19 protein-coding genes are annotated in these 25,506 nt (G+C 72.8%); 10 read left to right on the top strand and 9 right to left on the bottom strand.

Annotated features, from left to right (window positions below):
- The gene (locus WME82_RS43520) at positions 1 to 1,029 is read left to right on the top strand and encodes a hypothetical protein (RefSeq protein WP_438040104.1); all 1,029 of its coding nucleotides are present in this window, start codon (positions 1 to 3) and stop codon (positions 1,027 to 1,029) included.
- Between the two features lie 150 nt (positions 1,030 to 1,179).
- The gene (locus tag WME82_RS43515) at positions 1,180 to 1,629 is read left to right on the top strand and encodes a universal stress protein (protein WP_437712908.1); all 450 of its coding nucleotides are present in this window, start codon (positions 1,180 to 1,182) and stop codon (positions 1,627 to 1,629) included.
- Positions 1,630 to 1,645: 16 nt separating this feature from the next.
- Here WME82_RS43515 and WME82_RS43510 read toward each other — a convergent pair whose 3' ends face one another.
- A complete protein-coding gene (locus WME82_RS43510) occupies positions 1,646 to 2,191 on the bottom strand; it encodes a chalcone isomerase family protein (protein ID WP_438040103.1) in 546 nt (181 codons plus the stop codon).
- 395 nt (positions 2,192 to 2,586) lie between these two features.
- Here WME82_RS43510 and WME82_RS43505 point away from each other — a divergent pair, with 395 nt between their 5' ends.
- The 3 genes from WME82_RS43505 (at position 2,587) to WME82_RS43495 (ending at position 7,389) form a co-directional block, all read left to right on the top strand.
- Complete coding sequence (locus tag WME82_RS43505; protein ID WP_438040102.1) at positions 2,587 to 4,104, top strand: vWA domain-containing protein; 1,518 nt, start codon at positions 2,587 to 2,589, stop codon at positions 4,102 to 4,104.
- Between the two features lie 492 nt (positions 4,105 to 4,596).
- Complete coding sequence (locus tag WME82_RS43500) at positions 4,597 to 5,793, top strand: aminotransferase class V-fold PLP-dependent enzyme (RefSeq protein WP_438040101.1); 1,197 nt, start codon at positions 4,597 to 4,599, stop codon at positions 5,791 to 5,793.
- Positions 5,794 to 6,027: 234 nt separating this feature from the next.
- Entirely contained in the window at positions 6,028 to 7,389 is a 1,362-nt protein-coding gene (locus WME82_RS43495; protein WP_438040100.1) for a hypothetical protein, read from the top strand.
- Positions 7,390 to 7,515: 126 nt separating this feature from the next.
- On the opposite strand, the gene WME82_RS43490 is transcribed toward WME82_RS43495, so the two are convergent.
- Complete coding sequence (locus tag WME82_RS43490; RefSeq protein WP_272101952.1) at positions 7,516 to 7,836, bottom strand: hypothetical protein; 321 nt, start codon at positions 7,834 to 7,836, stop codon at positions 7,516 to 7,518.
- 1,477 nt (positions 7,837 to 9,313) lie between these two features.
- On the opposite strand from WME82_RS43490, the gene WME82_RS43485 reads away from it, so the two are divergent.
- Together WME82_RS43485 and WME82_RS43480 are read left to right on the top strand one after the other, a co-directional pair.
- The gene (locus WME82_RS43485) at positions 9,314 to 10,954 is read left to right on the top strand and encodes a thiamine pyrophosphate-binding protein (protein ID WP_438040099.1); all 1,641 of its coding nucleotides are present in this window, start codon (positions 9,314 to 9,316) and stop codon (positions 10,952 to 10,954) included.
- Between the two features lie 5 nt (positions 10,955 to 10,959).
- A complete protein-coding gene (locus tag WME82_RS43480; RefSeq protein WP_437295943.1) occupies positions 10,960 to 11,481 on the top strand; it encodes a M17 family peptidase N-terminal domain-containing protein in 522 nt (173 codons plus the stop codon).
- Positions 11,482 to 11,500: 19 nt separating this feature from the next.
- Here the strand turns inward: WME82_RS43480 and WME82_RS43475 are convergent, their stop codons facing one another.
- The 6 genes from WME82_RS43475 to WME82_RS43450 form a co-directional block, all read right to left on the bottom strand.
- Positions 11,501 to 13,567, bottom strand: a complete 2,067-nt coding sequence (locus WME82_RS43475; protein ID WP_438040098.1) for an ATP-binding protein — start codon at positions 13,565 to 13,567, stop codon at positions 11,501 to 11,503.
- Positions 13,568 to 14,118: 551 nt separating this feature from the next.
- Positions 14,119 to 14,934 (bottom strand): hypothetical protein, encoded by an 816-nt coding sequence (locus WME82_RS43470; RefSeq protein ID WP_438040097.1) that lies wholly within the window; start codon positions 14,932 to 14,934, stop codon positions 14,119 to 14,121.
- Positions 14,935 to 14,996: 62 nt separating this feature from the next.
- Positions 14,997 to 17,360 (bottom strand): AAA family ATPase, encoded by a 2,364-nt coding sequence (locus WME82_RS43465; protein WP_438040096.1) that lies wholly within the window; start codon positions 17,358 to 17,360, stop codon positions 14,997 to 14,999.
- A gap of 144 nt (positions 17,361 to 17,504) precedes the next feature.
- On the bottom strand, positions 17,505 to 18,515 hold the full coding sequence (locus tag WME82_RS43460; protein ID WP_438040095.1) for a universal stress protein: 1,011 nt from the start codon (positions 18,513 to 18,515) through the stop codon (positions 17,505 to 17,507).
- The gene (locus WME82_RS43455) at positions 18,509 to 21,547 is read right to left on the bottom strand and encodes a glycoside hydrolase family 65 protein (protein WP_438040094.1); all 3,039 of its coding nucleotides are present in this window, start codon (positions 21,545 to 21,547) and stop codon (positions 18,509 to 18,511) included. The genes WME82_RS43460 and WME82_RS43455 overlap by 7 nt, the downstream gene beginning before the upstream one ends.
- Before the next feature lie 85 nt (positions 21,548 to 21,632).
- Positions 21,633 to 22,040 (bottom strand): response regulator, encoded by a 408-nt coding sequence (locus tag WME82_RS43450; protein WP_438040093.1) that lies wholly within the window; start codon positions 22,038 to 22,040, stop codon positions 21,633 to 21,635.
- Positions 22,041 to 22,385: 345 nt separating this feature from the next.
- On the opposite strand from WME82_RS43450, the gene WME82_RS43445 reads away from it, so the two are divergent.
- Positions 22,386 to 23,048 carry a response regulator gene (locus WME82_RS43445; RefSeq protein ID WP_044970202.1) on the top strand — a complete coding sequence of 221 codons (663 nt, stop codon included), beginning with the start codon at positions 22,386 to 22,388 and terminating at the stop codon, positions 23,046 to 23,048.
- A 49-nt stretch (positions 23,049 to 23,097) separates the two neighbouring features.
- On the opposite strand, the gene WME82_RS43440 is transcribed toward WME82_RS43445, so the two are convergent.
- Positions 23,098 to 23,664 carry a pentapeptide repeat-containing protein gene (locus tag WME82_RS43440; protein WP_438040092.1) on the bottom strand — a complete coding sequence of 189 codons (567 nt, stop codon included), beginning with the start codon at positions 23,662 to 23,664 and terminating at the stop codon, positions 23,098 to 23,100.
- A 53-nt stretch (positions 23,665 to 23,717) separates the two neighbouring features.
- Here WME82_RS43440 and WME82_RS43435 point away from each other — a divergent pair, with 53 nt between their 5' ends.
- The gene (locus WME82_RS43435; protein WP_438040091.1) at positions 23,718 to 24,611 is read left to right on the top strand and encodes an alpha/beta fold hydrolase; all 894 of its coding nucleotides are present in this window, start codon (positions 23,718 to 23,720) and stop codon (positions 24,609 to 24,611) included.
- A gap of 79 nt (positions 24,612 to 24,690) precedes the next feature.
- Complete coding sequence (xth, locus tag WME82_RS43430) at positions 24,691 to 25,500, top strand: exodeoxyribonuclease III (protein ID WP_438040090.1); 810 nt, start codon at positions 24,691 to 24,693, stop codon at positions 25,498 to 25,500.
- Positions 25,501 to 25,506 lie beyond the last annotated feature (6 nt).

Raw genomic sequence — 25,506 nt, 5'->3', positions numbered from 1 at the left:
ATGGCGGTCGCGAAGGCGAGGACGATCCGGGAGCAGGCGAACCACGCGCGTTACCGGCCGGGGCAGCGGGGCGGCTTCTACGAGAGCTTCTTCCAGCGCGCGAACCACCCGACGCGGCCGCTCGCCTTCTGGATCCGGTACACGCTGTTCAGCCCGGCCGGGCGGCCCGAGGCCGCGGAGGGTGAGCTCTGGGCGGTCTACTTCGACGGCGAGTCGGGGCGCCACGCCGTCGCCAAGCGCGAGGTCCCGTTCGCCGGGCGCTGCTCGTTCGCCCGCGACAGCCTGGCGGTCGCCATCGACGGCGCCCGGCTGAGCCTTGGCAGGCTCACCGGCGCGGCGGGCGAGGGGGAGCACGCCATCACCTGGGACCTCGCCTACGAGGGCGGCGGGGAGCCCCTGCTGCTGCTTCCAGCGGCCCTCTACGGCGCCCCGCTGCCGAAGGCGAAGGCGCTGGTCGGCGCGCCGATGGCCGTCTACAGCGGCCTCCTCCGCGTCGCTGGGCGCGAAGTGGGCGTCTCGGGCTGGGTGGGCAGCCAGAACCACAACTGGGGGACGAAGCACACGGACCTCTACGCCTGGGGGCAGGTCGCCGGGTTCGACAGCCACCCGGACAGCTTCCTCGAGGTCGCCACGGCTCGACTGAAGGTAGGACCGTTCTGGACGCCGAACATGACGCCGCTGGTCCTCCGGCACCGCGGCGAGGAGATCGCGCTCAGCTCGCTCGTCCAGTCGGTCCGCGCCGACGCCTCGTTCGACTACTTCACCTGGCGCTTCCGGACGGAGACCGATCGGCTGAGCGTCGAGGGGGAGATCTCCGCGTCCGCCGGCGATTTCGTGGGCCTGGCCTACAGGAACCCTCCTGGCGGCGTGAAGCATTGCCTGAACACCAAGATCGGGGCCTGCACCGTCACCCTGCGGCGGAAGAGCCTGGGCCGCGAGGTCGGGATCGAGACCCTGACGACGGCGCGGCGCGCGGCGTTCGAGATCCTCACGGACGACCGAGGCCATGGCGTGATGATCCGCGCCTGATCCACGCTGGACGCACCGTCCGCGGTGCTCGGCGCGGGCGGCCGGGCCGGCGCGGAGGCGTGGGGCGCCGCCGCCGAGCGATGCGCTGCGCGTCCGGCGCCAGGTCGGCTAAAGAAGGTGCGGTACGTCACCGCACGAAAGGCGGACGCCATGAGTCTCAAGCACCCCCGGACCATCCTCGTTGCACTGGACAGCTCCCCCAAGGCGTCGCTCGTCCTCGCGGAGGGCGTCGATCTCGCGCAGAAGCTCGGCGGCAAGCTCGTGCTCGTGCGCGGGATCGGGCTGCACCACAGCCTGCCCGCGGAAGCGTTGAACGAGTCGCCGACCCGCGTCCCCGAGATCCTGGAGCGGAGCGACCGCGAGGAGCTCTTGCAGCTCGCGCGCGACGTGCCGCCCGAGCTCCTCGCGAAGGTCGTGATCCACGTCGGCGTCGCCTGGGAGGTCATCTGCCGGACGGCCGACGAGGAGAACGCGGATCTCATCGTCATCGGGTCGCACGGCTACTCGGGCATCGACAAGGTGCTCGGCACGACGGCGGCGAAGGTCGTGAACCACACGAACCGGTCGGTGCTCGTGGTGCGCGACAAGCCGTCGGACTGACAGCGGCTCGCCTGCCTCAGCGCAGCCTGGCGATGAGCTCGTCGCTCAACGTGGGCTGATCGATCTTGCCCAGCCAGATCCGCCAGGTGGCCTTCATGAAATCGACGCCTGCCACGGTCGCCGTCCCGCCGCCGGCGACCGTGACGGTGGTCGCCTTCGCGCGCGGGTCGTACGTGATGGTGACCTCCGCTCCCGCCTTGAGGTCTCCCTCGAACGCCGCCACGAACCTCTCGATCTTCGGCGTGTCCGTGTATCGGTTCAACGCATACGCCTCCCGCAGCGCCTTGACGATGCTCGCGCGGTCGACGTCGCGAAGCATCGTCCAGACGAACTTCTTCCCCGTGTCCATGTCGATGACGGCGTCCTTGGACCTGGTGGCAGGGAGCTGCTCCATATAATGGCTGATCCGATAGACATCGACGTGGAGCACGCCGACGGTCCTCACGCGGACGCCCGTGCCGGTGAGCGTGTAGCCCGGCAAAGCAAGGAGGCTCCCGACAGCGAGGAAGACAGCCGCGAACGCGGCGAGAAGAGCTGGAGATTTGCTTCGCGCGAGTTGCATCGGATCGACCTCCTCCGGCATCGCCGCTCCGTGCGGCGCATCGTGTCTGGGCGCCGCGGTCCGGCGATCGCCCATCGACGGTCGTGAATGAGCAAGACCTGAACCACCGACGGAGGGACGTCGGGAGTCGCAGATCTCGCGAGATCTCGAGATGGGCCCTGGAGTCAGGCAGGGACGACCCATGGATGTGTGCTCGGAGGGGGCTCCGGGCGCGGAGCGGCGGCCTTTCGCCGGTGCGAGGGCCGGCGGCGGTGATGCCGACGCCGGCTCTCCCGGAGATCTTTTTTCGGCCCGGTCCGTAGAAGCCGCGCGCTGCGGAGCCCGGGAGATCGCGGCGGAGGGACGCGGGTCCCCCCGTGGGCCGCGCCATGGCTTGCGGCGGAAGGAGCTTCTCGATGCGGACGATGCTCGCTGGATTGCTGATGGGATGGGCGGCTCTGGGCTGCACGGCCAGCGCGGCGGCGCCTCCTGGCGCGACCGCCGCGGCGGTCGCGCCGGGCGCAGCGGCGCGGGAGGAGGCGGCGAAGCCGGTCGCCGTGGCCGCGGCCCCGGCGGAGCCGGCCGAGCCCTCGGCGGCGGCGGCCGAGGCGCCGTCGTCCCGGCCGGAGCCGGCGCCCGCGGGGAACCAGGGCGTCTGGATCGGCGCCGCGGGCGCGAGCGCGTTCGCGCTGCCGGGGACGCGCGAGACGCAGCTCGGCGTGTGGATCGATGTCCCGGCGGCGCGCGCGGCCCGCGGACAGCCGCGCGCGCCGGCGGCGGTCGTGCTGCTCGTGGACGCCTCCGGCTCGATGCAAGGCCCCAAGATGGAGAACGCCCGCGCGGCGGCGCAGGCGTTCGTCGACAGGCTCCCCGACGGCGACCTCGTCTCGGTCGCGTCGTTCGCCGACACCGCGCAGGCGCGCGTCTCGCCGACGGTGCTCGGCCGGTCGACGCGCCCCGCGGTGGCGCGCGCCATCGCCGCGCTCGGCCCCGACGGCAGCACCAACCTCTTCGCTGGCCTCCAGCTCGCGGAGCAGCACGCGCTCACGGCGCCGTCGACGCACGCCGTCCGGCGCGTGGTGCTCATCTCGGACGGCCAGGCGAACATCGGGCCTTCCTCTCCCGACATCCTCGGAGCGCTCGCCCAGCGCGGCGCCGCGCACGGGGTGCAGATCACGTCGATCGGGGTGGGGGCCGACTACGACGAGCGTACGCTCAACGCGCTCGCCATCGGCTCCAGCGGCCGGCTGTACCACCTCACCGAGGCGCGGGAGATGTCCTCCGTCCTCGAGCGCGAGCTCGCCCTGCTCCAGACGACGGCGGCGACGGGCGCGTTCGTCGAGATCGTCCCGGCGCCCGGCGTGGAGCTGCTCGACGTCCCCAACGAGCGCACCGAGCGCTCCGGGGACGCGCTCCGGGTGCTGCTCGGCACGATGTTCGGCGGGCAGCACCGCGAGATGCTCGTGCGGGCGCGGGTCACCGCGCCGGCGGCCGGCTCCCACCCGCTGGCGAGCGTGCGGCTCCACTTCCGCGACGCCGAGAGCGGCAATCTCCCGCGCGTGCAGGAGGTGGTCGCCCGCTACGATGTGACGAGCGATCCGGCCCTCGTCGCCGCGCACCAGAACGAGAAGACCCAGACCATCGCCGCGGTGATGGACGCGGGCATGATGCAGCTCGACGCGGCCCAGGAGGTGAGCGCAGGAAACTTCGGCGCGGCCGAGGCGAAGCTCGCGGCAGCGGAGGACCGGCTCCGGCAGCAGGCGGCGCGCGCCCGGTCGGACAAGGAGAAGGAGCGCGCCGTCCAGGCGGCCTCGGCGGTCGCGAGCGCGCGGAAGACCGCGCGCGCGGCCGCGGCGGCTCCGCCTTCACCCGCGGCGCGGCGCATGGATGCGCTCGAGATGAACAGCGCCTCCCCTGTCTGGTCGGGCCGCTGATCCGGCGCCGTGGCCGAGGCGCGCTGCCGGCGCCTGCCCGTTGCGGATGCCTGCCTGTCACCGCTGACGCCTGGCCGTTGCGGATGCCTGCCTGTCGCCGCTGACGCCTTCCCGCTGCTGATGCCTGCCCGTCGATGACGGGCCGTCATGGTGGGCGGGCGCGGCGTCCCTCATGCGAGGGCAGGTGCGGTGTCCGCCATGGGACCGAAGATGTGATGTCCATCGTGGGATGGCAGGTGCGGTGTCCATCATGAGAGGGCAGATGCGATGTCCGTCATGGGACACCGGATGCGATGTCCATCATGGACGGGTTGACCGGCTCTGCATGACCAGCGGCATCCGATCATGGTTGATCCATGAATCAACGTTGACGATGCAATCCATCATGGATTGGTAGATGCTCCTCGCGTGGGCCCTCGACACGGGTCGGAGCCCGCGCGACATTGTTCCGGGCCCTCCGGCACGTCGCCTCCTCGGGGCCCGCTCCTCGCCATGAACCCGAACGCCTTCCCGGAGTCGCGCGCCGCCGCCGTGCGCGAGCTCTGGTCGCTCGACCCCGCCGTCACCTTCCTGAACCACGGCTCGTACGGCGCCTGCCCGCGCGCGGTGCTCGAGGCGCAGCAGCGCTACCGCGAGCAGCTCGAGCGCGAGCCCGTCCGGTTCTTCCTTCGCGAGCTGGAGCCGCTGCTCGACGCGGCCCGAGGCGCGCTCGCCTCCTTCGTCGGCGCTGACCTCGCCGACCTCGTGTTCGTCCCCAACGCGACCGTCGGGGTCAACACGGTGCTGCGGTCGCTCTCGCTGCGACCCGACGACGAGCTCTGCATCACCGATCACGGGTACAACGCCTGCAACAACGCGGCCGAGGCGGTCGCGGCCCGCGCTGGTGCGCGCGTCGTGGTCGCGCCGGTGCCGTTCCCCATCGAGGCGCCCGAGCAGGTGGTCGACGCGGTGCTCGCGCGCGTGGGGCCGCGGACCCGGCTCGTCCTCGTCGACCACGTGACGAGCCCGACGGGGCTCGTGTTCCCGGTCGCCTCGCTGATCGCCGCGCTCGCGGAGCGCGGCGTCGACGTCCTGGTCGACGGCGCGCACGCGCCCGGCATGGTGCCGCTCGATCTCCGCGCCCTCGGGGCGGCTTATTACACCGGCAACTGCCACAAATGGCTCTGTTCGCCGAAGGGCGCGGCGTTCCTCCACGTGCGGCGGGACAAGCAGGGCGCGGTCCGCCCTCTCTCCATCAGCCACGGCGCCAACTCGCCGCGCACCGACAGGTCGCGCTTCCTGCTCGAGTTCGACTGGACCGGCACGGCCGACCCCAGCGCGGCGCTCTGCGTCGCGGACGCGCTCCGCGCCATGGCCGCGCTCATGCCCGGCGGCTGGCCCGCGCTCCAGGCGCACAACCGGGCGACGGCGCTCGCCGCGCGCGACCTCCTGTGCGAGGCGCTCGGCTGCATGCCGCCGAGCCCCGACGCGATGATCGGCGCGCTCGCGACGGTGCCGCTCCCCGACGCGCCGTCGTCCCGGCTGCGCCTCGATCCGCTCCAGGACGCGCTGCTCGAGCGATGGGGGATCGAGGTGCCGGTGTTCGCCTGGCCCGCGTCGCCCCGGCGGCACCTCCGGATCTCGGCCCAGATCTACAACGACAGGCCGCACTACGAGCGGCTCGCGGCCGCCCTCGCCGCGCTGCTGTAGCGGCGCGCGGCAGGGCCCGGCCCCGCGCCGCTGCTCCGCGGCGAAGCGCCGCGCGGCGCTCGCCACTGCCTCCGGGTCGCCCGTGCCCGTGTCGCTGCGGGATGGCGCTGGCGCTGCGGGATGGCGCTGGCGCTGCGGGGCGGCGGTCGCGCCACCCGAGGCGCGTCCAGCGCTCGCCGGAGCAGACCGCGCGCGCCCGCCGAGACGATAGGATGCGCGCTCCAAGGAGACACGATGCCACGTCGAATCCTGGTCTTGTCCTCGCTTTCCTGGCTGGCGGCGACCCTCGCGGTCGCGTCCTCCGCTGCGCAGCCCGCGACGCCTCGCCCGGCAGCTAGCCCTGCGCCCGCCGCGTCGGCGGGAACGCCTCCGGCACCTGGTGCACGGCAGCCGCCCGCGACGCCGGCGCCGGGCACACCGCAGCCGCCGGCGCCGGGCACACCGCAGCCGCCCGCGACGCCGGGCACACCGCAGCCGCCCGCGACGCCGGGCGCACCGCCGCCGCCGGCGTCGGGCACACCGCAGCCGCCCACGACGCCGGCGCCGGGCACACCGCAGCCGCCCGCGGCGCCGTTGCCCAGCGGGCCGCCGCAGCCCCCGGCGCTCGGCGCGCCCGAAGCGGGCGCACCCGAGCCGGACGCCTCGCCGCTCGCGCCGGAAGGGGCGCGAACCGCGCCGGGGGCTGCCGGGCCGCCCTCGGACCCGGCGCCGTCTGACCGGAAGCCGGGCGGGGTGGAGGCGGGCCGCAAGGGCAGCACGCCGGCGCCCTGGGCCCTGTCCCTCTCGGACACCGAGCTGGGGCCGCCGCCCGCGCGCGCGTCGGGCGGCAGAACCATCGACGAGGGGACCGTGCCGCTGAGCCGGCGTGGCGCGATCGGCCTGGAGACCTCCTCGTTCACCGGCGGCGACGGCGAGGTCTCCGGGCTTGCGGTCGCCCTCTTCGCCCGCATGCCGTTCGCCCAGCACACGTTCCTCGATGTCCGACTCCCGTTCGGGCTCGCGATGGCCGAGCGCACCGACGCCGTGCTCGGCAACGTGACGCTCGGCGCCCATCACGTCGCCCGCGTCGGCCGGACGTTCTGGCTCACGGTGGGCGGCGACGTCGGGCTCGCGACGCTCTCGGGCAAGACCCACCACCACGCCAGCTACGAGCCCGTCAGCGCCAGCCGGGCGTACTGGGATCTCCACGAGTTCTTCCCGAGCATCCTCCCCATCCACGCGCGCCTCGGCGCCGAGGCCCACGTCGGCTCACTGGTGATCGGGCGCTTCCAGCTCGAGCCGGTGCTCTACATCCCGCTCGGCCGCAACAAGGAGTACGAGGTCGCGATCCAGCACGCCGCCGAGCTCCAGATCGGCCACGGGATCGGCGGCGGCGTGCGCGTGCAAGGGATGGCGCTGCCCACGTTCGACAACGTGAGCATCCGGCACGCCGTCGCACGCAATCTCTACGTCCTGGCCATCGAGCCTTTCCTCGCGATCGAGCGCAACCTCGCGTTCCTCCGGACGGGCCTGCTGCTGCCCTTCGACGAGGAGCTCGGCCCGCCGCTCGACCACACATGGGGCTTCCACTTCACCGCGGGCGTCCGCGTCGACTGAGGCCCGCGGCCGGGGCGCCCGGCCGCGGGCCACGCCTGCCCGGCGGCCGAGCCCGCAGCGCACTCCGGTGCGCCGAGCACCGAAAACGTCGAGGTGGGCCCGTATCCGAAGCGGGTGACCGTCGCTCTAGGCGCCGCGCGCGCGGCTCGCTTCGCCGATCGCGTGCGTGATGTGGCCCTCCAGCTCGCCCGCGGGCAGCTGCTCGGACTCCACGACGACGAGGCGTGCTCCCGCGTCCTCCGCGAGCAACTCGAAGGTCTTCGGCGCACGATCGTGCAAGTGGCTCGGCAAGACGATGGCCAGCGGGCGCAGGCGGACGGCCACCCCCCACGCCGAGGCCGCATCGCAGGAGCGGACGAGGAAACGAGCCCGCGCTGCAACCCTCCGGCAACGAGCCAGAAAATGGGGGCTGCAGTCGAGCGCCAGCACCATGGGTATCCGGATCAACTGACTGCTACTAGGGGGCTCCGACATAGGAAGATGCTACTCCAGCGAAGCGCGATTGCGCGTCCTCTTATCCCGCATAACCGATACAGAGCCTTCCCGAAATAGAAAACAACAAGCTCGCCAGCTCATGTAAGCAGTCACGCGTGATTTTGGTGTATTGGGTAACGTTCTGTGAGCGCAGGATATTTGAAATGAACGCTGCGAGAGGGGGAGGCGCCAGCGCACGAGACCTCCCGCGGGACCGCGCGCAAAATCGCCGAGAATTCGGCCCTCCTTGCGCTGCAACAGGAGCGCGTGATGCCCTGAGCGATCGCGCGTTGATGAAATGATGCACCATGGACGGAGAAGGTCTCGGCGCACACCAGTGAAAGCAACATGGCGATCGGGTGTCAGGAACGCCCGGACAGGTGAAGTCAGCGCACACGTGGTAGACGCCGCTCGGGACGTAGGTTGTGAAGGCAGCGTCCACGAGAGCGTCGCACAAGATGGCTCGTGTTCACCCCTGACGCTGCCCAGATCGCCGCAGCGGCTCCACGCCTCCAGCCCGTCGAGGCCGGTGCGCCGCAAAGGAGTTGGCGAGCACACGTAATGGAGATCGTGTGTCATCGCCACGCGGCAGGCGAGCCGCGCCAGCGCCGCCGTCGGCCGGACCCCCAACCACCCAGCGCCCGCCGCTCGCCGCATCGACGCTGAACCGGTTACGTTCCTCACAGAAGCTCGGGGGCGCCACCCACCCAGCCCCCTCCGAAATGTTTCCGCCAGGTTACGGGGAGCGCCGACGACGGAGGCGGCCGCCGGCGGCGCGATGGCCCCGCCGGCAGAGAACCGGACCCTCTCCGAGGCCGGTGGCTGCAGGGAAGGAGCACCGGGGAGAGGTCGAGAGAGGTGGCGGTGTCGAGCTGGCACCTGCAATAAGGTTCCAACTATATCATCTCGTGGCCCGGATAGAAGAGAACAGCGTCGGGGTTGTGATCGCAAAGGCGTCGGCCGTCGCGGTGAGGCGACGACCTCGCGTCCAAGGTCGGAGTCGGCGCTGTAGCGGAGCTGTATTTTTACAGCAACGCTCTGCGAAGGGGGTTATCCTTCTCGGCGGTCGGATAGCCGACCTGATCGGGCGATAGCGTGAATCACCGGTCAGGGAGGCGGCGCGCGCGCCAGCAAGCGGGTGGTGCTCTGATCCCGAGAGAGCTCAGACGAGGTCGGGAGGTTAGGAAGAACACTTGCCTACCATCCGGACAATGGGGGTTTCAGGCGGACACGACCCCCCAGCTCCGGTGATGTTTCGAGGAGTGGACACCTCGACGCGGCGCCGCAGCGCGACGGTCATGCGGCCGTCGACGCGTGGCCCGGGGCCCGTCCCCGGAGCGCCGGCTCGGGGCGCCGAGCGGCCCGGGCCGGCGACGTGGCCGGGGCGGCGCGCTCGCGGCACGGGCGGCGGCGCGAGCCGACCGCTCGCCGGCAGGACGCTGGGTCGCACATGGTATATGCCGGCCCCATGGCGCAGGTGCACGGCGGCAGGCTTGTCTCGAAGGCCCTCGCGAGACACGGGGTGACGCACCTCTTCACCCTGTGCGGCGGGCACATCCAGGCGATCTACGACGGGTGCCTGGATGACGGCATCCGGGTGGTCGACGTGCGACACGAGCAGACAGCCGGACACGCCGCGGACGGGTACGCGCGGGTGACCGGGAGGCCGGGGGTGTGCGCCGTCACCGCGGGGCCGGGCGTGACGGACGTGGTGACGGCCGTCGCCAACGCCCAGCGCGCGGGCGTCCCGATGGTCGTCCTCGGGGGCGCCGGTCCGCGCGCCCTCGCCGACATGGGCTCGCTGCAGGACATGAACCACGTCGAGCTGATGCGCCCCATCTCGAAGTGGAGCGTCTCCGTCCCCTCGACCGATCGCATCCAGGAGTACGTGGACTCGGCCTTCCGCATCGCCCAGGCGAACGTGCCAGGCCCGGTCTTCCTCGAGATGCCGCTCGACCTGCTGATGAACTACGCCGGCGACGACGCGCCCGCCACGGCGCCCGCGGCCCCGCCTCGCCCCGGGGGAGACCCGGCCGCCGTCGCGCGGGCCGCGGCCCTGCTGAGGGACGCCGAGCGGCCCATGTTCATCGTCGGGAGCCAGCTCCGGTGGTCGCCGCGGCGCGACGCGCTGCGCCGCTTCGCCGACGCGGTGAAGGCGCCCTTCTACCTGAACGGCATGGCCCGCGGCGCCCTGCCCCACGCGCACCCGGGGCTCATGAGCCGCTCGCGCCGCTTCGCGCTCTCGCAGACCGACCTCTGCGTGGTGCTCGGGACCCCCTTCGACTTCCGCCTCGAGTACGGCCGCGCCATCAGCCCGGCGGCCAAGGTCGTCCAGATCGATCTCGACGGGAGCGAGCTCGGCAGGAACCGCCGCGTCGACGTCGGGATCGACGGGGACAGCGGCGTCGTCCTGGAGCAGCTGCTCGCGGAGGTGCCCGACAAGACGGCCGCGGCGTGGCTCTCGGCCGTGCGCGAGGCCGAGGAGCGATCGCGCGCGAAGATGCTGGCGGAGATCGCGAGCGACGGCGACCCGCCGAACCCGCTGCGCGTCTGCGCGGAGATCGGCAGGCGCCTCGGCAAGGATGACATCGTCATCGGCGACGGAGGGGACTTCGTGGCCACGGCCGCGAACGTGCTGAAGCTCGAGTGGCCGCAGCTCTGGATGGACCCCGGCCCGCTCGGGACCCTCGGGGTCGGGCCGGGCTACGCGATGGCGGCCAAGCTCGCGCGGCCAGAGGCGAACGTGGTCCTCGTGTACGGCGACGGGTCGTTCGGCTTCCACGCGCTCGAGTTCGAGGCGATGGTGCGCCAGGGCATCCCCGTCGTGAGCGTGATCGGGAACGACGCGGCCTGGACGCAGATCCGCCGGGGGCAGGTGGAGCTCTACGGCGAGGGCCGCGCGCCGGCGACGTCGCTCGACTTCACCCGGTACGACCGCGTGGTCGAGGCGCTGGGCGGCTTCGGGGCCTGCGTGGAGCGCGTCGAGGAGCTCGGGCCCGCGCTGGACGAGGCGTTCCGGTGCGGCAGGCCCGCTTGCGTCAACGTGAAGATCGCGAAGAGCGACTTCCGCAAGGGCGCCATCAGCGTCTGATCCACGTGGAGCTACGGTTCATCTCCCCCGACCTGCAGAGCCTCGACGAGCTCGACTCGGAGGTGCTCGCGTGCGCCCCGTTCAGCGACGCGCGGCCGGCCCACGGCGTGGCCGGCCTCTGCGACTGGCGGCTCGGCGGCCGGATCTCCGAGCTGAGGCGGCAGGGCCTGATCACCGGCGAGCTCGGCGAGGTCGTCATGATCCCGTGCAAGCCGCGCATGGCGTTCGACAAGCTCGTCCTGTTCGGCGCCGGCGAGCGCGACGCGTTCGACGAGGCGGTCTTCCGCGAGATCGTGCGCCGGATGCTGGCCACGATGGGCGGGCTCTGCACGCGCGCCGCCGTGGTGGAGCTCCCGGGGCGACACGACGGGCTCATCCCCGCCGAGCAGGCGGCCGACGCGCTCCTCGACTGCGCGGGCAGGGAGCGCGGCGACAACGTGTGGACGCTGGTGGAGCGCGCCGAGGGCAGGCAGCAGATCACCCAGCACATGATCGAGCAGCGCCGCCGGGTGCGGCGGGCGCTCTAGCCGCGCGGCGCGGAGGGCGTCAGGCAGGCTCTTTCGGCAGGTCGACGGTGAAGGTCGCCCCCTCGCCCGGCCGGCTGTCGACCTGGATCGTCGCCCCGAGCGCGTCGGCGATCTGCCGCACGATCCACAGCCCCATGCCGAAGCCGCTGTAGTTCTCGCTGGAGACGGCGCGCTCGAAGCGCTCGAAGATGCGGGCCTGCTGCTCCGGGGCGATGCCGATGCCGCGATCCCGCACCGTCAGGCGGGCGCGGTCCGCGAGGTCCTCCAGCGTGACGTCGATGGGCTTGCCGGCGCCGTATTTGACGGCGTTCGAGAGGAGGTTCGTGACGATCTGATCGAGCCGGAGGCGATCCCACCGGCCGACGATCGAGGCGGGGGCCGACAGGTTGACGGGGCAGCCGGCGGCGCAGAGCTCCTCGCGGAACCGCTCCAGCGCCTCGTTCACCGTGGCCGCGAGATCGACGTCCTCGAGCTCGATCTGCAGGCGGCCCGCGGAGATGCGCGAGATGTCGAGCAGGTTCGTGATGAGCCGGGCGAGCCGCTCGACCTGGCGCTTGATCATCTCGAGCCGCGGCGTGGCGCGCTCGGCGGTCAGGCCGCCGCGCTTGCCGGCGCGCAGGAGGCCGTCGACCTGCAGCTGCATGGGCGTGAGCGGCGTGCGGAGCTCGTGCGAGGCGATCGTGAGGAAATCGTCGCGCGCGCGCACCGCGAGCTGCGCCTCCCGGTAGAGCCGGGCGTTGTCGACGGCGAGCGCCGCGCGCCGCGCGAGATCCTGCGCGAGGTCGAGATCGACCGCGTCGTAGCGCCGGTGCGTCGAGGCGAACGAGAGCGTGCCCAGCGTGCGGCCGCGCGCCGTCAGCGGGACCGTGAGGTGCGAGGCGAGCGAGAGCGAGCGCAGCGCCTCGTAGTGCGCCTGATCGAACGAGATCGCGCGGACGAAGGAGTCGGTCACCTTGGGGATGAGCTCCGGCTGCGCCGTGCGCAGGACCCTGCCGATGCCCCGCCCGGCAGAGTCGGCCGTGATCCTGCCGAGGAGCTCGGTCGCCATCGCCATCGACGGATCCGCGTGGGCGGTCACCTGCCGATCGATCGCGCCGGACTCGTCCTGCAGCAGGAGCACGCAGATCGACGCGAAGTCGGGGAGCGCGACGCGGACCACGCGCCGCAGCGTCTCCTCGAAGTCGAGCGACTCGCCGAGGATCTGCCCGGCGGAGACGAGGATGCGCTGCGCCTCGTGGACGCGGCGGCGCTCCGTCACGTCGCGGGTGACCTTCGCGAAGCCGCGCAGCTGCCCGGCCTCGTCGAAGAGCACGCTGATCACCTCGTTCGCCCAGTAGCGGGTGCCGTCCTTGCGGACGCGGTAACCCTCCTGGATCGAGCGGCCGGTCTCCACGGTGGAATCGAGCTCCGCGGCGGGCCTGCCGAGCTCGACGTCCTCCGGCGGGAAGAGGACCGAGCAGTGGCAGCCGATGATCTCGTCGGCGCGGTAGCCGTTGATGCGCTCGGCGCCCGGGTTCCAGCTGGCGATGCGGCCGGCGGGGTCGAGCATGAAGATGGCGTAGTCCTGGACGCCCTCCACGATGAGTCGGAACCGCTCCTCGCTCTGCTTGAGGCGCCGGTCGGCGCGCGCCTCCGCCGCCTCCATCTCCCGGCGCAGGAGGAGCTCGCGCATCCTGCGGTTCTCGTCCTCGTAATGCTTCCTGCGCAGCTGGGCGCGCAGGCGCGCCTTCAGCACCGTGAGCTCGCCCGTCTTCGTCACGAAATCGTCGGCGCCGGCCGAGAGGGCGTCGAGGATCGCCTTGTGGTCGTCGCGGCCGGTGAGCATCAGCAGCGGGATCGGCCGCCAGGAGGCGTTCGCCTTGATGCGGAGGCACGTGGCCGGGCCCGACAGACCCGGCATCACCATGTCGAGCAGAATGCCGTCGACGCGCGCCACCGTGAGCCGCGCGAGCGCCTCCTCCCCCGAGTGGGCGAGCACCGGCAAGTAGCCTTCGTCGCGCATCGCCGCCGCGACCTGGTTCAGGTACGTGGGGCTGTCGTCCACGATCAGGATGCGATGGGACGGCGTATCCGCTGGGCGGTTCACGGGAGCCTCCGGGGCGGGCTCCTGTGAGCGAGGCGAGTCGCCAGGACGGGACGCGTAGGGCTGGTTGAACCGGTGCAACACCCGCCGATCACCCCCCGTGGCGCCTCCACCCTCATTGGCCACCCATACAGGTTGGCATGCGTTCTCCCCCGGTCGACGCGAAAAGGCTACCTGGCCCGATGCACTTTGCGTACAGCATCCTTTTTCTACCAGCCGCCAGGCGCTCGCAACGTTGCTTCCCCCACCGAGAACCGGAATCACCGGGGAAGCGCACACGATGCGCTCTGTGGGCTTCGAGCGCCCGGCGCCGGCAGAGGGGGGCTTCCCGCGCGACAAACCAGGGAAATGACGCTTGACAAGCGGCGTGACGATCCGAGTTGCCCGTGACTCGAGCGACCCGAGATCAGCGCTTGGCGAGTCGCGGCCTCGCGGCGGCGCGCCGGCGTCGAGCAGGGCGTGAGCGCGCGGCGAGGAGCGGAGCTCATCACCACGCTGGCTCCTCGGCGGAGCCAGGCCTGGGCGGCGCGGAAGATCGGAGACGCGCGGATCCGTCAGCCCTCGTCGATGAGCTCGATCATCGTGGCCCGGGCGGGACCGCCCGCGGGAATCCAGCGGCAGAGCTCGTCGACGCCGACGTCATCGACCACCCGGCGGAGCTCCGCGCGCGCCGCGGCGGGCTCGCCGAGCGCGGTGAACGCGTGCGCGCGGGTGATGCGGTAGCGCTGGCGCACCTCGGTCGGCTCTTCTCGCTCGCCATCGCGGAGGCCGATCAGGGAGAGCGCGCCCTCGACGTCGCCGGTGCGGACGAGCACCGCGGCGCGCGCTCCCCGCACGAGCGGCCGCACCGACGCCGGCGCGCGCTCCTCGTCCAGATCCGGGAGGAGCCGCCGGGCGGACTCGATGTCGCCGGCGCAGAGCTGCCATTGGACGAGGTTGCTCATGACGAGCACCCGAACCTGCGGAGGTATCCAGTCGCGAGGCACGTCGCGCAGCGAGGCGGCCGCCGCCTTGTAGCTCCCCTCCCAGGCGAGCGACTGACCGACGGCCTGGGCTGCAAAGGCGTAGATGCTCCGCGGATCGTCGAGCTCGGTCGGCGGCGTCGAGGCGCGCTCCGCGGGGCGCGCGGCCGGCTGCCCCGTCCGCGGGAGCCGAGGCGCCGCGGGCGCCTGGCGCCAGGATCGACCGGGCCTCGCGGCGAAGCGCCGCCGGACGACGCCGCCGAGGAGGACCAGCAGCGCGATCGCGGCGGCGGCCGCGCAGGCGGCGCCGAGCGAGAGCGACCCATCACGCCACCGCGCGAGCGCGCCCCACGCCAGCAGCGGCGCCGCGGCGCCGGCCGCCGCGAGCAGGACGGGCCGCCGCGTCACCGGCGGGCTCCGGCGCCGATCGGCGCGGGTTCGGCCGTGCGCTTCGCTGCCATCGGTCCTCTTCAGCGCTCCCTGGGCATTCTTCGAGGATCCGCGCTCGTCCCGCCCTTCAGCGTGTCGGCGATCGCCTGGTGGAAGCGCTCGAGCCGCTGGTCCGCCGCGTGGAACACGGTCCCCTCCGGGTACCTTCCGTCCGCGTCGGCGACGCCCGCGGGGACGCCGGTGATGATCTCGATGCCCTCCTCGACGGAGCTCACCTCGAACACGTGGAAGCGGCCGGCCTCGATCGACGTCACGACGTCGCCCCGCAGCATGAGCGCGTCGCGGTTCGCGCTCGGGATCAGCACGCCCTGCTCGCCCGTCAGGCCCTTGGCGGCGCACAGATCGAAGAAGGCCTCGATCTTCTCGTTGATGCCGCCCACGGGCTGGATGCTCCCCTGCTGATCGATGCTGCCCGTCACGGCGAGCTCCTGCCGGATCGGGACGCCGGAGAGCGCGGACAGGAGCGCGTACAGCTCGCTCGACGAGGCGCTGTCGCCCTCGATGGGCTCGTAGGTCTGCTCGAAGACGAGCGAGGCGCCGAACGAGAGCGGGCGGTGCTGGGCGAACCGGGCCGCGAGGAAGCCCGTGAGGACCATCACACCCTTGCTGTGGAGCGGGCCGGACATCTCGACCTCGCGCGCGATGTTCACCGGGCCCTCGCGGCCCGGGTAGACGACCGCCGTCACCCGGCACGGGCGGCCGAACGTCTGCGGGCCGTCGGACAGGACCGAGATGGCGTTGACCTGCCCGACGCGCCGGCCGGTCACGTCGATGCGGATCGTCCCGTCCGAGAGCAGCTCGTGCACATGGTCGCGGAAATGGCTCCCGCGGCGCCGCGCCGCCTCGAGCGCCTCGTTGACCTCGGGGCCGTCGACCACCTTGCGGCCGCGGCGCTGGGCCCGGTAGCCGGCCTCGGTCGCGACCTCGGCGATGAGCCCGATCTGGGCGCTCACCTTGGTCTGGCTCTCCGCGAGGCGGCCGCCGTGGAAGAGGAGCGCGGTCACGCCGTCGGCCGTGATCGGCGGGAGGCCGCGATCGTGCGCGAAGCCGGCGAGGAACGCGGGGTACGTGAGGAGCGCCTGATCGAGCGAGATCGTCGTCTCGAAGCGCGCCTGCACCTTGAAGAGCTGCGAGAACTCCGGATCGGCGTCGTGCAGGTCCTGGTAGAGCTGCGGGTTCGTGACGAGGACGACCTTCACGTCGATCGGGATCGGCGGGAAGAGCAGCTCCTCCGCGGTGCCGCGGAAGTACGACGGGTTGTGCTCGGGCACGATGAACTTGCCCGCGAGGAGGCAGGCCTTGAGCTGCTCGTAGAGCGCCTCGTTCTTGAGGAGCGCGCCCGCGGGCAGGATGAGGAAGCCGCCGGCCGCCTCGTGGAGGGCGCCCGCGACGGCGAAGCCGGGCTCCGGCGGGAAGCCGGAGTCGGGCGGCGCGTGGGTGCGGCCGAACAGGGCGGTCAGCGTGGGGTAGGGGACATCGACGACCGGGGCGCCGGAGTCGGGCGTGTGCTCCGTGAGGAGCGTCGGGACGACCACGCCGCGCGGGAGGGTGGCGCCGCCCTCCTCGCCGCGCGCCTCGTCGACGAGCAGGCGGAACTCCTTCGACACGACCGTCTCGACGTCCGCGAGGAAGGCGCTGATGTCATTGCGCCCCTCGAAGCGCGCGCGCACGGGCTGGAAGCAGCCCTTCACCCCGTCGCTGAGCAGCTGCTTCACGACGCCGCGCAGCTCGACGTCGGCCTCGTCCTGCACGGTGGCGAGCCGCATCTCGAACTCCTCGATGGAGCCGGCGATGGCGAGCAGGGCCTCGCCGTCCGGCGCGTTGGCGGCGTCCTCGATCGAGGTGATCTGCACCTCGTCCTCGCCGCGCACGAGGTCGAGGCCGAGCTCGCGCGCCGCGGACTTGAGCTGCTCCTCGAGCCGCCGCTCCTCCGCGTTCACCCGGCGCTGGATCTTGCCGCGCGCCTGCTTGAAGCGCTCGCCCTCGGTCGCGCCGCGCAGGGCGTCGACCAGCTTCTCGTGGAGCTCCTCCATCGCCTCGACGAAGGGGCGCCCCTCGCCCGGCGGCAGCGACAGGACCGTCGGCTCGCTCGGGCGGTGCGGGTTCGGCAGGAGGAGGATGTCGTCGGGCGTGGGGCGGCTCGCCGCGATCCGCTTCGCGACGGCGCGCGCGCAGAACGTGCGGCCCGTGCCGGGCGCGCCGACGACGACGACGTGGAAGCGGGGCTGGCGGATGTCGAGGCCGAAGGCGAGCGCGGCGAGGGCGCGCTCCTGCGAGCCGATGCCCGCCGACAGCGGCGCGACCTCCTCCGTCGTGGAGAAGCGGAAGCTCTGCGGCTCTACGATCTTGCGGCACTCGCTGGGGGGCAGCTTCCGGGAGACCATGGCGGCGCACCATAGCGCCTTTCGCCGGCCGTTGGCGTGGAGCCCGCTCGCCGGCGCGCTCGCCGACGGGCGGATTTGCGCCGATTCACGTCGATTCACGTCGATTCACGTCGATTCACGCGGATTCGCGCCGGTGAGCGCGCTCTATCGGCGCAGGACCATCACCGGGCACGGGGCGCCGCTCAGCACGTCGCGGAAGACGCTGCCGTGGTGATCCTCGAGGTGCCCGTGCCAGACCAGCACCACGAGATCGCTCGCCAGCTGCTCGGCGAACCGCAGGATCTCCGCCGCCGGCTCGCCCTTGCCGAGGAAGAACCGCGTTGCGACGTCGTGAGGGCAATGACCGATCGCGCTCAGGAATCGGGCCAGGAACTCCTCGGTGAACGCGGCCCACTCGTGCTGAGGCTGGTCGACGTAGAGGGGCGCCACCATCGTGCCCGGCTCGATGGGCACCGGCGTCGAGACGGGCGGTCCGTCGTTCGTCGCGTCCTTCCGCCGCGAGGCGCAGCCGACCATCACGATGTCGAGCTCCGCGCCGAGCCTGCGGGCGAGCTCTCCGGCGGGGGTGATCGAGGCGGCCGTGCTGGGGGTGCCGTCGAGCGGAAGCAGGATGCGCCGTAGCCGAGTCGCCGGTCGGTTCGTCGGGGCGATGACGACGACGACGCCGCTCATGACGGCCTCCAGCGCGCCCGCGGCGAGCCGGCCGACGCCTAGGCGCTCGTCCATGAGCTCCTCCGGCTCGGGCGCCACGACCAGGACTGCGGCGCCGCGGCTCTTCGTCGCCGACGCGAGCGCGCCCGGGGGATCCTCGCTCGCCTCGACGTGCAGCACCACGCCCCGCAGCGCCTCCGCGGCGATCCCGAGGTGGGCAGGCACCTCGCTCGCCTCGATCGGGCCTGCGCCGACGATGAGCCCGTGCAGCGGCGCGCGGAACGCCCCCGCGATGAGCCGCCCGAGCTCGAGGGCGCCGAGGTGGCCGCGGCGGCCGTGGAGCGCGACGAGCACGTTCCTGCTCCGCGCGCCGCTCTCCGGCGCGGGCTCGTCGCGCTCGTCGCGCGCCCCCCCGTGCGCTCCGGGGGGCGGCTCGGCCGTCGAGGCCGGCTCGGACATCGCTCCGCGTTCGCCGAGGATCCCATCGCGCGCAGCGCTCAGCATGTCGTGACCTCCTCCCATGGCGTGACGCGGTCACCCAGCCGCCGCGTCGCATAGCGGCGACCCGGCTCCGCCAGCACAGCGCAGGCGGGCGTGCCCGCGTCGAGCAGGCAGATCGGCAGCGGCGCGCTCCCCTCCAGCGCGACCTCGACCGCCCCATCCTCCACGTGGATCTCGAGCGCGCGGCCTCTCCAGGTGATCGGGATCTTGAGGTGGCGCCAGCCCGGCAGGAGGTGTGGCTCGATCCCGATCGCCTCGTCCTCGTCGGGGCACGGCGGCGCGTGGAGGAGCGCCTCCGAGAGCGCGCTCCGCGGCACGCGCGTGACGCCGGCCACGCCGAACGCGACGGCTTGCCAGAGGCCGCCCATGGCGGCGATGTGCACGCCCCCCGCGGAGTTGCCCATCGTGTTGCCGAGGTCGATGTCGGCGGTCTGCTCGAAGTAGCGCTCGGCGTGGGCGTGGAGATCGAGCCGGGCGGCGACGAGCGCGTGGGCGCTGGGGCTCAGCGAGCTGCCGTGGGCGGTGCGCGGCTCGTAGTAGAGGAAGTTGTCGCGCCGGGCGCCCGCGGGCACCGCGCTCCAGAGCAGCGCGATGAGCTGCACGACGTCCGCTTGCTTCACCACCTGGCAGGCCTGCGTGCGCTCGCGCCCGAGCAAGACGTCGACCGGCGCGCTGCGCACGGCGTAGTCGGCGATGGAGAACGGCGCGAGGCCGAAGTAGCCCGCGAACTGCTCGATCAGGCCGGTCTGCGGGTCGATCCCGAGGAGCAGGCGGTCGGCGACGTCGCGCCAGCGGTCGGGCTCGTCGGGCCTGAGGTCGAGCCGCGCGAGCACGTCCGCGCGCGCGACGTTGCGCCGGACGATCGCGGCGGCGACGCGGAGGTTGTGCCGCGCCATCCAGTTCGTGAACGCGTTGTCGTCCACGGTCTCGTGGTACTCGTCCGGCCCGATCACCCGCCGGATGTGGGCGTGGCCATCCGGCCCGAGCTCGGCGCGGCTCGCCCAGAAGCGCGCCGTCTCGATCAGGATCTCGGCCCCCTCGCCGCGCTGGAAGTCGAGATCGCCGGTCGCGCGGACGTACGCGTGCACGGCGTACGCGATGTCGGCGCTGATGTGGTGCTCCTGCTCGCCGGAGAGCACCCGGACCACCTCGCCGAACGGCGTGACGACCAGCGGCGGCGTCGTCTCGTCGCCCGTGTCCGCCGACTCCCACGCGTAGAGCGCGCCCTCGTAGCCGAGCGCCTTCGCCTTGCGGCGCGCGCCGGCGAGGGTGCGGTGCCTGTAGAGCAGCAGCGCGCGGGCGGCCTCGGGGTAACAGTGCGTGTAGAACGGGACGAGGAAGGTCTCGGTATCCCAGAAGACGTGGCCGCGGTACGCCTCCCCGCTGAGCCCGCGCGCGCCGATGGAGCAGCGCGGGTCGTCCGGGTTCGCCGCGCCGATGAGGTGGTACAGGGCGAACCGGAGCGCCCGCTCGATCCTGGGAGCGCCGTCGATCTCGACGTCGGCGTGGCGCCAGCGCTCCGCCCACGCCCGCGTGTGCTCGCCGAGCAGGCCGGCCGTGGTGCGGCTCGACAGCTCGGCCTGGAGCGCCTCTCCCGCCTCGCGCGGCGCGGGCGTGTCGCGCGACGTGTGCAGCGTCGTCGTCCGGAAGAGGCGGCGCGGCTCGGCGACGCGGACGCCGACGTCGCAGCGCTCGGCGATCGATCGCGCGCCTGTGGTGCGCTCGCAGCGCGCGCCCTCGAGGAGCTCGGGCGGGGACGAGCACTCCGCGGCCTGCTCCGGGAGCTCTCGCAGGTGCGAGGTCATCGCGGTCACGAGCCCGCCGTGCGTGTGCCCGACGAGGAGCAGGCTCTTCGCGCTCGCGTCCGCCGCGAAGCCGGCCCAGTGCGCCGCGCCGCTCGCGCTCTTCACGTCGCCGCTCAGGATCGCGTCGACGCGGATCGTCCCGGTGAAGTTGAGGGGGGCGATGCTGAGCGCCTCCATGAGGACGTGGCGGTTCGCGAGGGACGCCGCGTGGAGCGTGTGCAGGTGTATGAGGTGCCCTCCCTCGTCGCGCCGCAGGACCTCGCGTAGCAGCACGCCGCGCCGCATGTCGAGGGCGCGGTGGTGGTGCAGCACGCCGCTCGTCTCCGCGGAGAACGGCTCGCCCTCGATGGCGACGTTCAGCCGGCCCCAGTCGGGGGCGATGACGAGCTCCGGCACGCGGCTCACGTCGGCCGAGGGCTCGAACGCGCCCGCGATGAACGTGGCCGGCCGCGACACCCTCGACCCCTCCGGCAGCGACGCGCGCGAGCCGAGGTAGCCGTTGGCGATCGCGAGCAGCGACTCGATCTCGTGCTCGCGCGCGACGTCGAACCCCGGCTCCTCGATGATCCACGCGGCGTCGCGGGGCGCCGCGAGCGGGCCGAGCTCACGGTCGAGATCCCGCTGGAGCGCGAGGATCTCGGACAGCCGCTGCGCGCCGGCCGTCGCGTGGACGGCGCCCGCGAGCTCCGGCGCGTCGCGGAGCCCGCGCGCCCCTCCGGCCGGCGCGCCGTCGCTCGATTCCCTCGATTCCCTCGATTCCGGCGAGATCGCGAGCCGATCGTGCGGCTCGATGCGGAGCGGCGCGATCACCTGATCGAGCAGCGCGGCGATGGCGGAGCGCCCGTCCGGCTCCGCGCGGGCGACGAGCGCGACCGCGGCGCCGCGGCGATCGAAGCCGTGGAGCTCCGCGCCGTCGAGCGCGCCGAGGAAGAGCCGCCTGCGGTTCTCGGCGCGCACGCCGCGCTCGAGCCGCCGCGCGAGGTGGGGCACGGCCTCGCCGGCGAAGAGCGCCACGCGCACCCCCATCGCGAGCAGCACGTCGAGCAGCGCCGCGGCGCCGTCGGCCGCCTCGGCGAGGAGGCCCGCGTCGATAGCGATGAAGCGGAAGCGGTGGTGCAGCTCGGCCGGCAGCTTGATCGCGGCCGCCGGCGCGTTCGCGCTGGCGGGGCTGCTCGATCCGCCTCGCGCGAGGATGGCTGGCCCGGTGGCGCTGTCTACGAGCGACGACATCCTCGGCTTCTCCTGGGGGCCAGGGAACGCGAGGAGCGTGCCGCCGCGCCTGTGCGAGCCGGGATCGGGGGGCGGCGTCGGTGCGCTAGCGTTGCACGGCGCCGGTCAGGCGATCGAGCACGGCGAGGAGCCGGTCGACGTCGAAGGGCTTCGCCAGCACGCCGGCCACGACGCCGCGGATGTTGGGCTCGTTCACGCCGGAGAGCAGGAGGACGGGCACCTCGATGCCCGCGGCGGCGAGCGCGGCGAGGAACTCCTCGCCGGTCATCTCGGGCATCACGTAGTCGAGCAGGACCGCCCGCGGCCGCGCGCCGCGGGCGAGGCGATCGAGCGCTTCCAGCGGCCGCGTGAAGCCCTGAACCCGGTAGCCCTCGTCGGAGAGCAGGTCGAGCAGCGACTCGACGAGCGCGGGGTCGTCATCGACGACGAAGATCTCCGCGGGCGCGCGCGGCGAGGTGGCGGCCGGGCCGGGAGCGGGGACCGGCGAGCTCATCGTATTTCCCTGGATCGCTGGCCATTCCGGCGCATGAGGCGCGCGAAGAATACCAGACGGTTGCCGCGACCGCATGCGCAGGCCGCTCTGGACGCATCGTTGCACCGTCCGTCACGTCCACCGTTGCGCATTCCACGTCGCGCGGATCTCCGTCGAGCTCCGAAACTCGCTCAGGACGGAGTTTTCCTCACCAATTGGGCTTGCCGCCGCGCCGCTCCTTGCAGATCGTTGAGCACCTGATACCCCTGTAAGGTTCCTCCCAGGACGACCCGAGCAGCTTGACTTGAACTGCTCATGGGTATCGAATTGTGGTCTGAAGGACACTCCAATCCCCCTGCGGTCACCATGGCGGAAACCCCTGCTAGCAAGCTGCACATCTATCTGATCGACGATCACCCCGTCGTTCGCGAAGGCTTCGCTCGAGCGCTCTCGGACGAGCCCGACATGGTCGTCGTGGGCCAGGCCGGGACGGCGGCCGACGCCCTGCGCGAGACGGCGAGCTGCAAGCCGGACGTCGTGCTCGTCGATCTCAACATCCCCGACCGGGACGGCATCGAGCTCCTCGGGGCGCTGAGAGCGCAGCTGCCGCAGGCGAAGCTCCTCGTGTTGAGCGGCTATGACGACGAGTTCCGCGTCGCCGAGGCGCTCCGCGCGGGCGCGCAGGGGTATCTCGTGAAGACCTCGAAGCTCGAGGAGGTCATCGAGGGCATCCGCCGGATCGCGACCGGGGGAGCGCCGCTCTCCTCGAGCATCGCGGGGGCCGTGGTGCGCGCGATGCGCAAGCCGGCGAGCGAGGGCTCCGGTGGTCTCGACGCGCTGACGCCGCGCGAGCGCCAGGTCCTGCGGCTGCTCGCGGCCGGCGTGTCGACGCGCGAGACGGCCGCGCGGCTGACGATCAGCCCGAAGACGGTGGAGACCCACCGCGTGCGCATCTACGCGAAGCTCGGGTGCAAGAGCGCGGTCGAGCTGACCCGCATCGCGGTCCGCACCGGGCTCATCGAGGCGTAACCGCCCGCGGTCGCGCGGGGCGCTGCCCGCTCGCTCCGCGGGTGAGGCGCTACGGTTTCCGCCCCTTTCTCGGCTTCTTCGGCGGCATTTCCTTCTCGGTGGCCTTCGGGGCCTGGCCCGCGCGTGATCGATCCTTCGCCTCCTCGAGCAGGCGATCGATCCGCACGCCGTCGATGGTGAGCCCGTCGATCGCGCAGCCGACGATCTCGACCTCGCGGAGGTCCGACCCCTCGAAGCGAGCGCGGCGCAGGCTCGCGTCGGACCAGCGGGTCGCGGCGGCGTCGGCGTCGTTGAAACGCGCGCCGGCGAGCGAGATGTCGTCGAGCGAGGCGCCGGCGAGGGTCGCGTTGTGCAGGCGCGCGCCGCGCAGGTCGACGTCGTCGAGCTCGGCCTCCGCGAGCGAGACGTTGTGCAGGCGCGCGTCGCGAAGGTCGACGTCGTCGAGCTCGGCCCCCGCGAGCGAGGCGTTGTGCAGGCGCGCGTCGCGAAGGTCGACGTCGTCGAAGCTGGCCCCGGCGAGCGCCGCGCCGTGAAACCGCGCGGGCTTCGCCGGCTGGGTGCCCTCGTCTTCTGCGGCGTCCGCGCTCGGCGGCGCGATGGGGGGCTTCTTGGCCATGGGGCCATGCTAGCGCTAGGCGCAGGCCGCGCGCTCGCGCGGTCCGGAGAGCCATGAACGCACACGCCGGCTTCGTGCCCCACCACGCCCTCGTCTCCGCCCCCTCCGCGGCGCCTGCCCGCTGGATGCTCGTGCTGCACGGCATCTTCGGCTCGGGCGCCAACTGGCGCACCTTCATCCGACGCCTCGCCGAGGCGCAATCCGCCGAGGGCGCGCCAGGCGCAGCCGCCCGGCCGTGGGGCTTCATCCTGGTCGACCTGCGGGCCCACGGCATGTCGCAGAGCCCGCCTGCGCCCCACACCATCGCGGCGGCCGCGGAGGATCTGCTCCGGCTGGGCGACCGCCTCGGCCTCGATATCCGCGGCGTGATGGGCCATTCGTTCGGCGGCAAGGTGGCGCTCGCCTACCTCGAGCGCCGGCCGACGGGGATCGAGCGCGGCTTCATCCTCGACGCCGATCCGAGCGCGAGGCCCGCCGGCGAGAGCGGATCGGAGAGCCCCGGCGTGCTCGAGATGCTCCGCGCGATCCCGCAGCCGATCCCGTCGCGCGAGGCGTTCCTCGAGGCGGTGCACGCCGCCGGGTTCAGCCGCGGCATCGCGGACTGGCTGGCGATGAACGTCCGCCGCGAGGGCGACGGCTTTCGCATCCGGCTCGACCTCGACATCCTGGACGCGCTGCTCACCGACTATTTCGCCCGCGATCTGTGGCACGTCCTGGAGGACCCGCCGGCGCCGGCCGGCCCGGGCGTGCCGGGCGTGGAGCAGCGGCGCATCCATGTCGTGCTCGGCGGCAAGTCCAAGTCGATCTCGCCGGCCTCGCGCGACCGCTTCGAGGCGCTCGCGGCGCGCGCGCCCTGGCTCTCGGTCCACGTCCTCCCGCGCGCCGGCCACTGGCTCCACGTCGACGATCCGGAGGGCCTCTTCGACGTGATCCGGGCGGCCTTGTGATCGGGCGCCGTGGACCCCGCGCGTGCCCCTGGACCAGGCTTCCCGCCCGGCTCTTCATCCGCTATCGCCCGGAGGACCTATGCGCATCGCGTCCTGGAACGTGAACTCCATCCGCACGCGGCTCGAGCAGCTCACGAGCTGGCTGGTCCGCGCCGCGCCCGACGTCGTTTGCATGCAGGAGACGAAGGTCGAGGACGGCAGCTTCCCCGAGGCCGCGCTCTCCGAGGTGGGCTATCGCTCGGTCATCTTCGGCCAGAAGTCCTACAACGGGGTCGCGATCGCCACGCGCTTCGGCCTCTCGGTCGACGACGTGAAGAAGGGCCTCGACGGCGATGAGCAGGACGTCGCCCGGCGGATGCTGGCGGCGACGATCGAGGGGATCCGGGTCATCAACGTCTACGTGCCCAACGGGCAGGCGGTGGGCACGCCGGCCTTCGCCTACAAGCTCGCGTGGCTGGGGCGGCTGCGGAGCGAGCTCGAGGCCCGCTACCGCCCGGATCAGCAGATCGTGATCTGCGGCGATTTCAACGTCGCTCCCGAGGCGATCGACGTCGCCGAGCCGAAGAAGTGGGAGGGGCAGGTGCTCTTCCATCCGGACGAGCGGGCCGCGCTGGGCCGCTTGCTGGAATGGGGGCTCGTGGACGCGTTCCGCGCCTGCCACCCCGCCAAGGAGGCGTACAGCTGGTGGGATTACCGGATGGGCGCGTTCAGGCGCAACAAGGGCCTCCGCATCGATCTCGCGCTCGTGACGCGCCCGCTCGCCGCGCGGTGCACCGATGTGTCGATCGACACGCGCCCGCGGGAGCTGCAGCGCCCGTCGGATCACGCGCCGGTCGTTGTGGAGATCGCGGACGGCGACGCGCCGCCCGGCGCTGTGCCGGCGGCCTGAGCGCGG

The organism is Sorangium sp. So ce128 (assembly GCF_051525245.1).
Taxonomy (GTDB): domain Bacteria; phylum Myxococcota_A; class Polyangia; order Polyangiales; family Polyangiaceae; genus Sorangium; species Sorangium cellulosum_B.
The sequence above is the reverse complement of the archived record's forward strand: the minus strand, read 5'-3'. Positions and strand labels throughout refer to the sequence as shown.

Bases quoted from the DNA above. Each gene is read 5' to 3' on its own strand.
- xth (WP_438040090.1), top strand. From the start codon at position 24,691: ATGCGCATCGCGTCCTGGAACGTGAACTCCATCCGCACGCGGCTCGAG.
- WME82_RS43520 (WP_438040104.1), top strand. From the start codon at position 1: ATGGCGGTCGCGAAGGCGAGGACGATCCGGGAGCAGGCGAACCACGCG.
- WME82_RS43455 (WP_438040094.1), bottom strand. From the start codon at position 21,547: ATGTCGTCGCTCGTAGACAGCGCCACCGGGCCAGCCATCCTCGCGCGA.
- WME82_RS43465 (WP_438040096.1), bottom strand. From the start codon at position 17,360: ATGGTCTCCCGGAAGCTGCCCCCCAGCGAGTGCCGCAAGATCGTAGAG.
- WME82_RS43460 (WP_438040095.1), bottom strand. From the start codon at position 18,515: ATGCTGAGCGCTGCGCGCGATGGGATCCTCGGCGAACGCGGAGCGATG.
- WME82_RS43485 (WP_438040099.1), top strand. From the start codon at position 9,314: ATGGTATATGCCGGCCCCATGGCGCAGGTGCACGGCGGCAGGCTTGTC.
- WME82_RS43500 (WP_438040101.1), top strand. From the start codon at position 4,597: ATGAACCCGAACGCCTTCCCGGAGTCGCGCGCCGCCGCCGTGCGCGAG.
- WME82_RS43440 (WP_438040092.1), bottom strand. From the start codon at position 23,664: ATGGCCAAGAAGCCCCCCATCGCGCCGCCGAGCGCGGACGCCGCAGAA.
- WME82_RS43495 (WP_438040100.1), top strand. From the start codon at position 6,028: ATGCCACGTCGAATCCTGGTCTTGTCCTCGCTTTCCTGGCTGGCGGCG.
- WME82_RS43510 (WP_438040103.1), bottom strand. From the start codon at position 2,191: ATGCAACTCGCGCGAAGCAAATCTCCAGCTCTTCTCGCCGCGTTCGCG.
- WME82_RS43505 (WP_438040102.1), top strand. From the start codon at position 2,587: ATGCGGACGATGCTCGCTGGATTGCTGATGGGATGGGCGGCTCTGGGC.
- WME82_RS43450 (WP_438040093.1), bottom strand. From the start codon at position 22,040: ATGAGCTCGCCGGTCCCCGCTCCCGGCCCGGCCGCCACCTCGCCGCGC.
- WME82_RS43445 (WP_044970202.1), top strand. From the start codon at position 22,386: ATGGCGGAAACCCCTGCTAGCAAGCTGCACATCTATCTGATCGACGAT.
- WME82_RS43435 (WP_438040091.1), top strand. From the start codon at position 23,718: ATGAACGCACACGCCGGCTTCGTGCCCCACCACGCCCTCGTCTCCGCC.
- WME82_RS43515 (WP_437712908.1), top strand. From the start codon at position 1,180: ATGAGTCTCAAGCACCCCCGGACCATCCTCGTTGCACTGGACAGCTCC.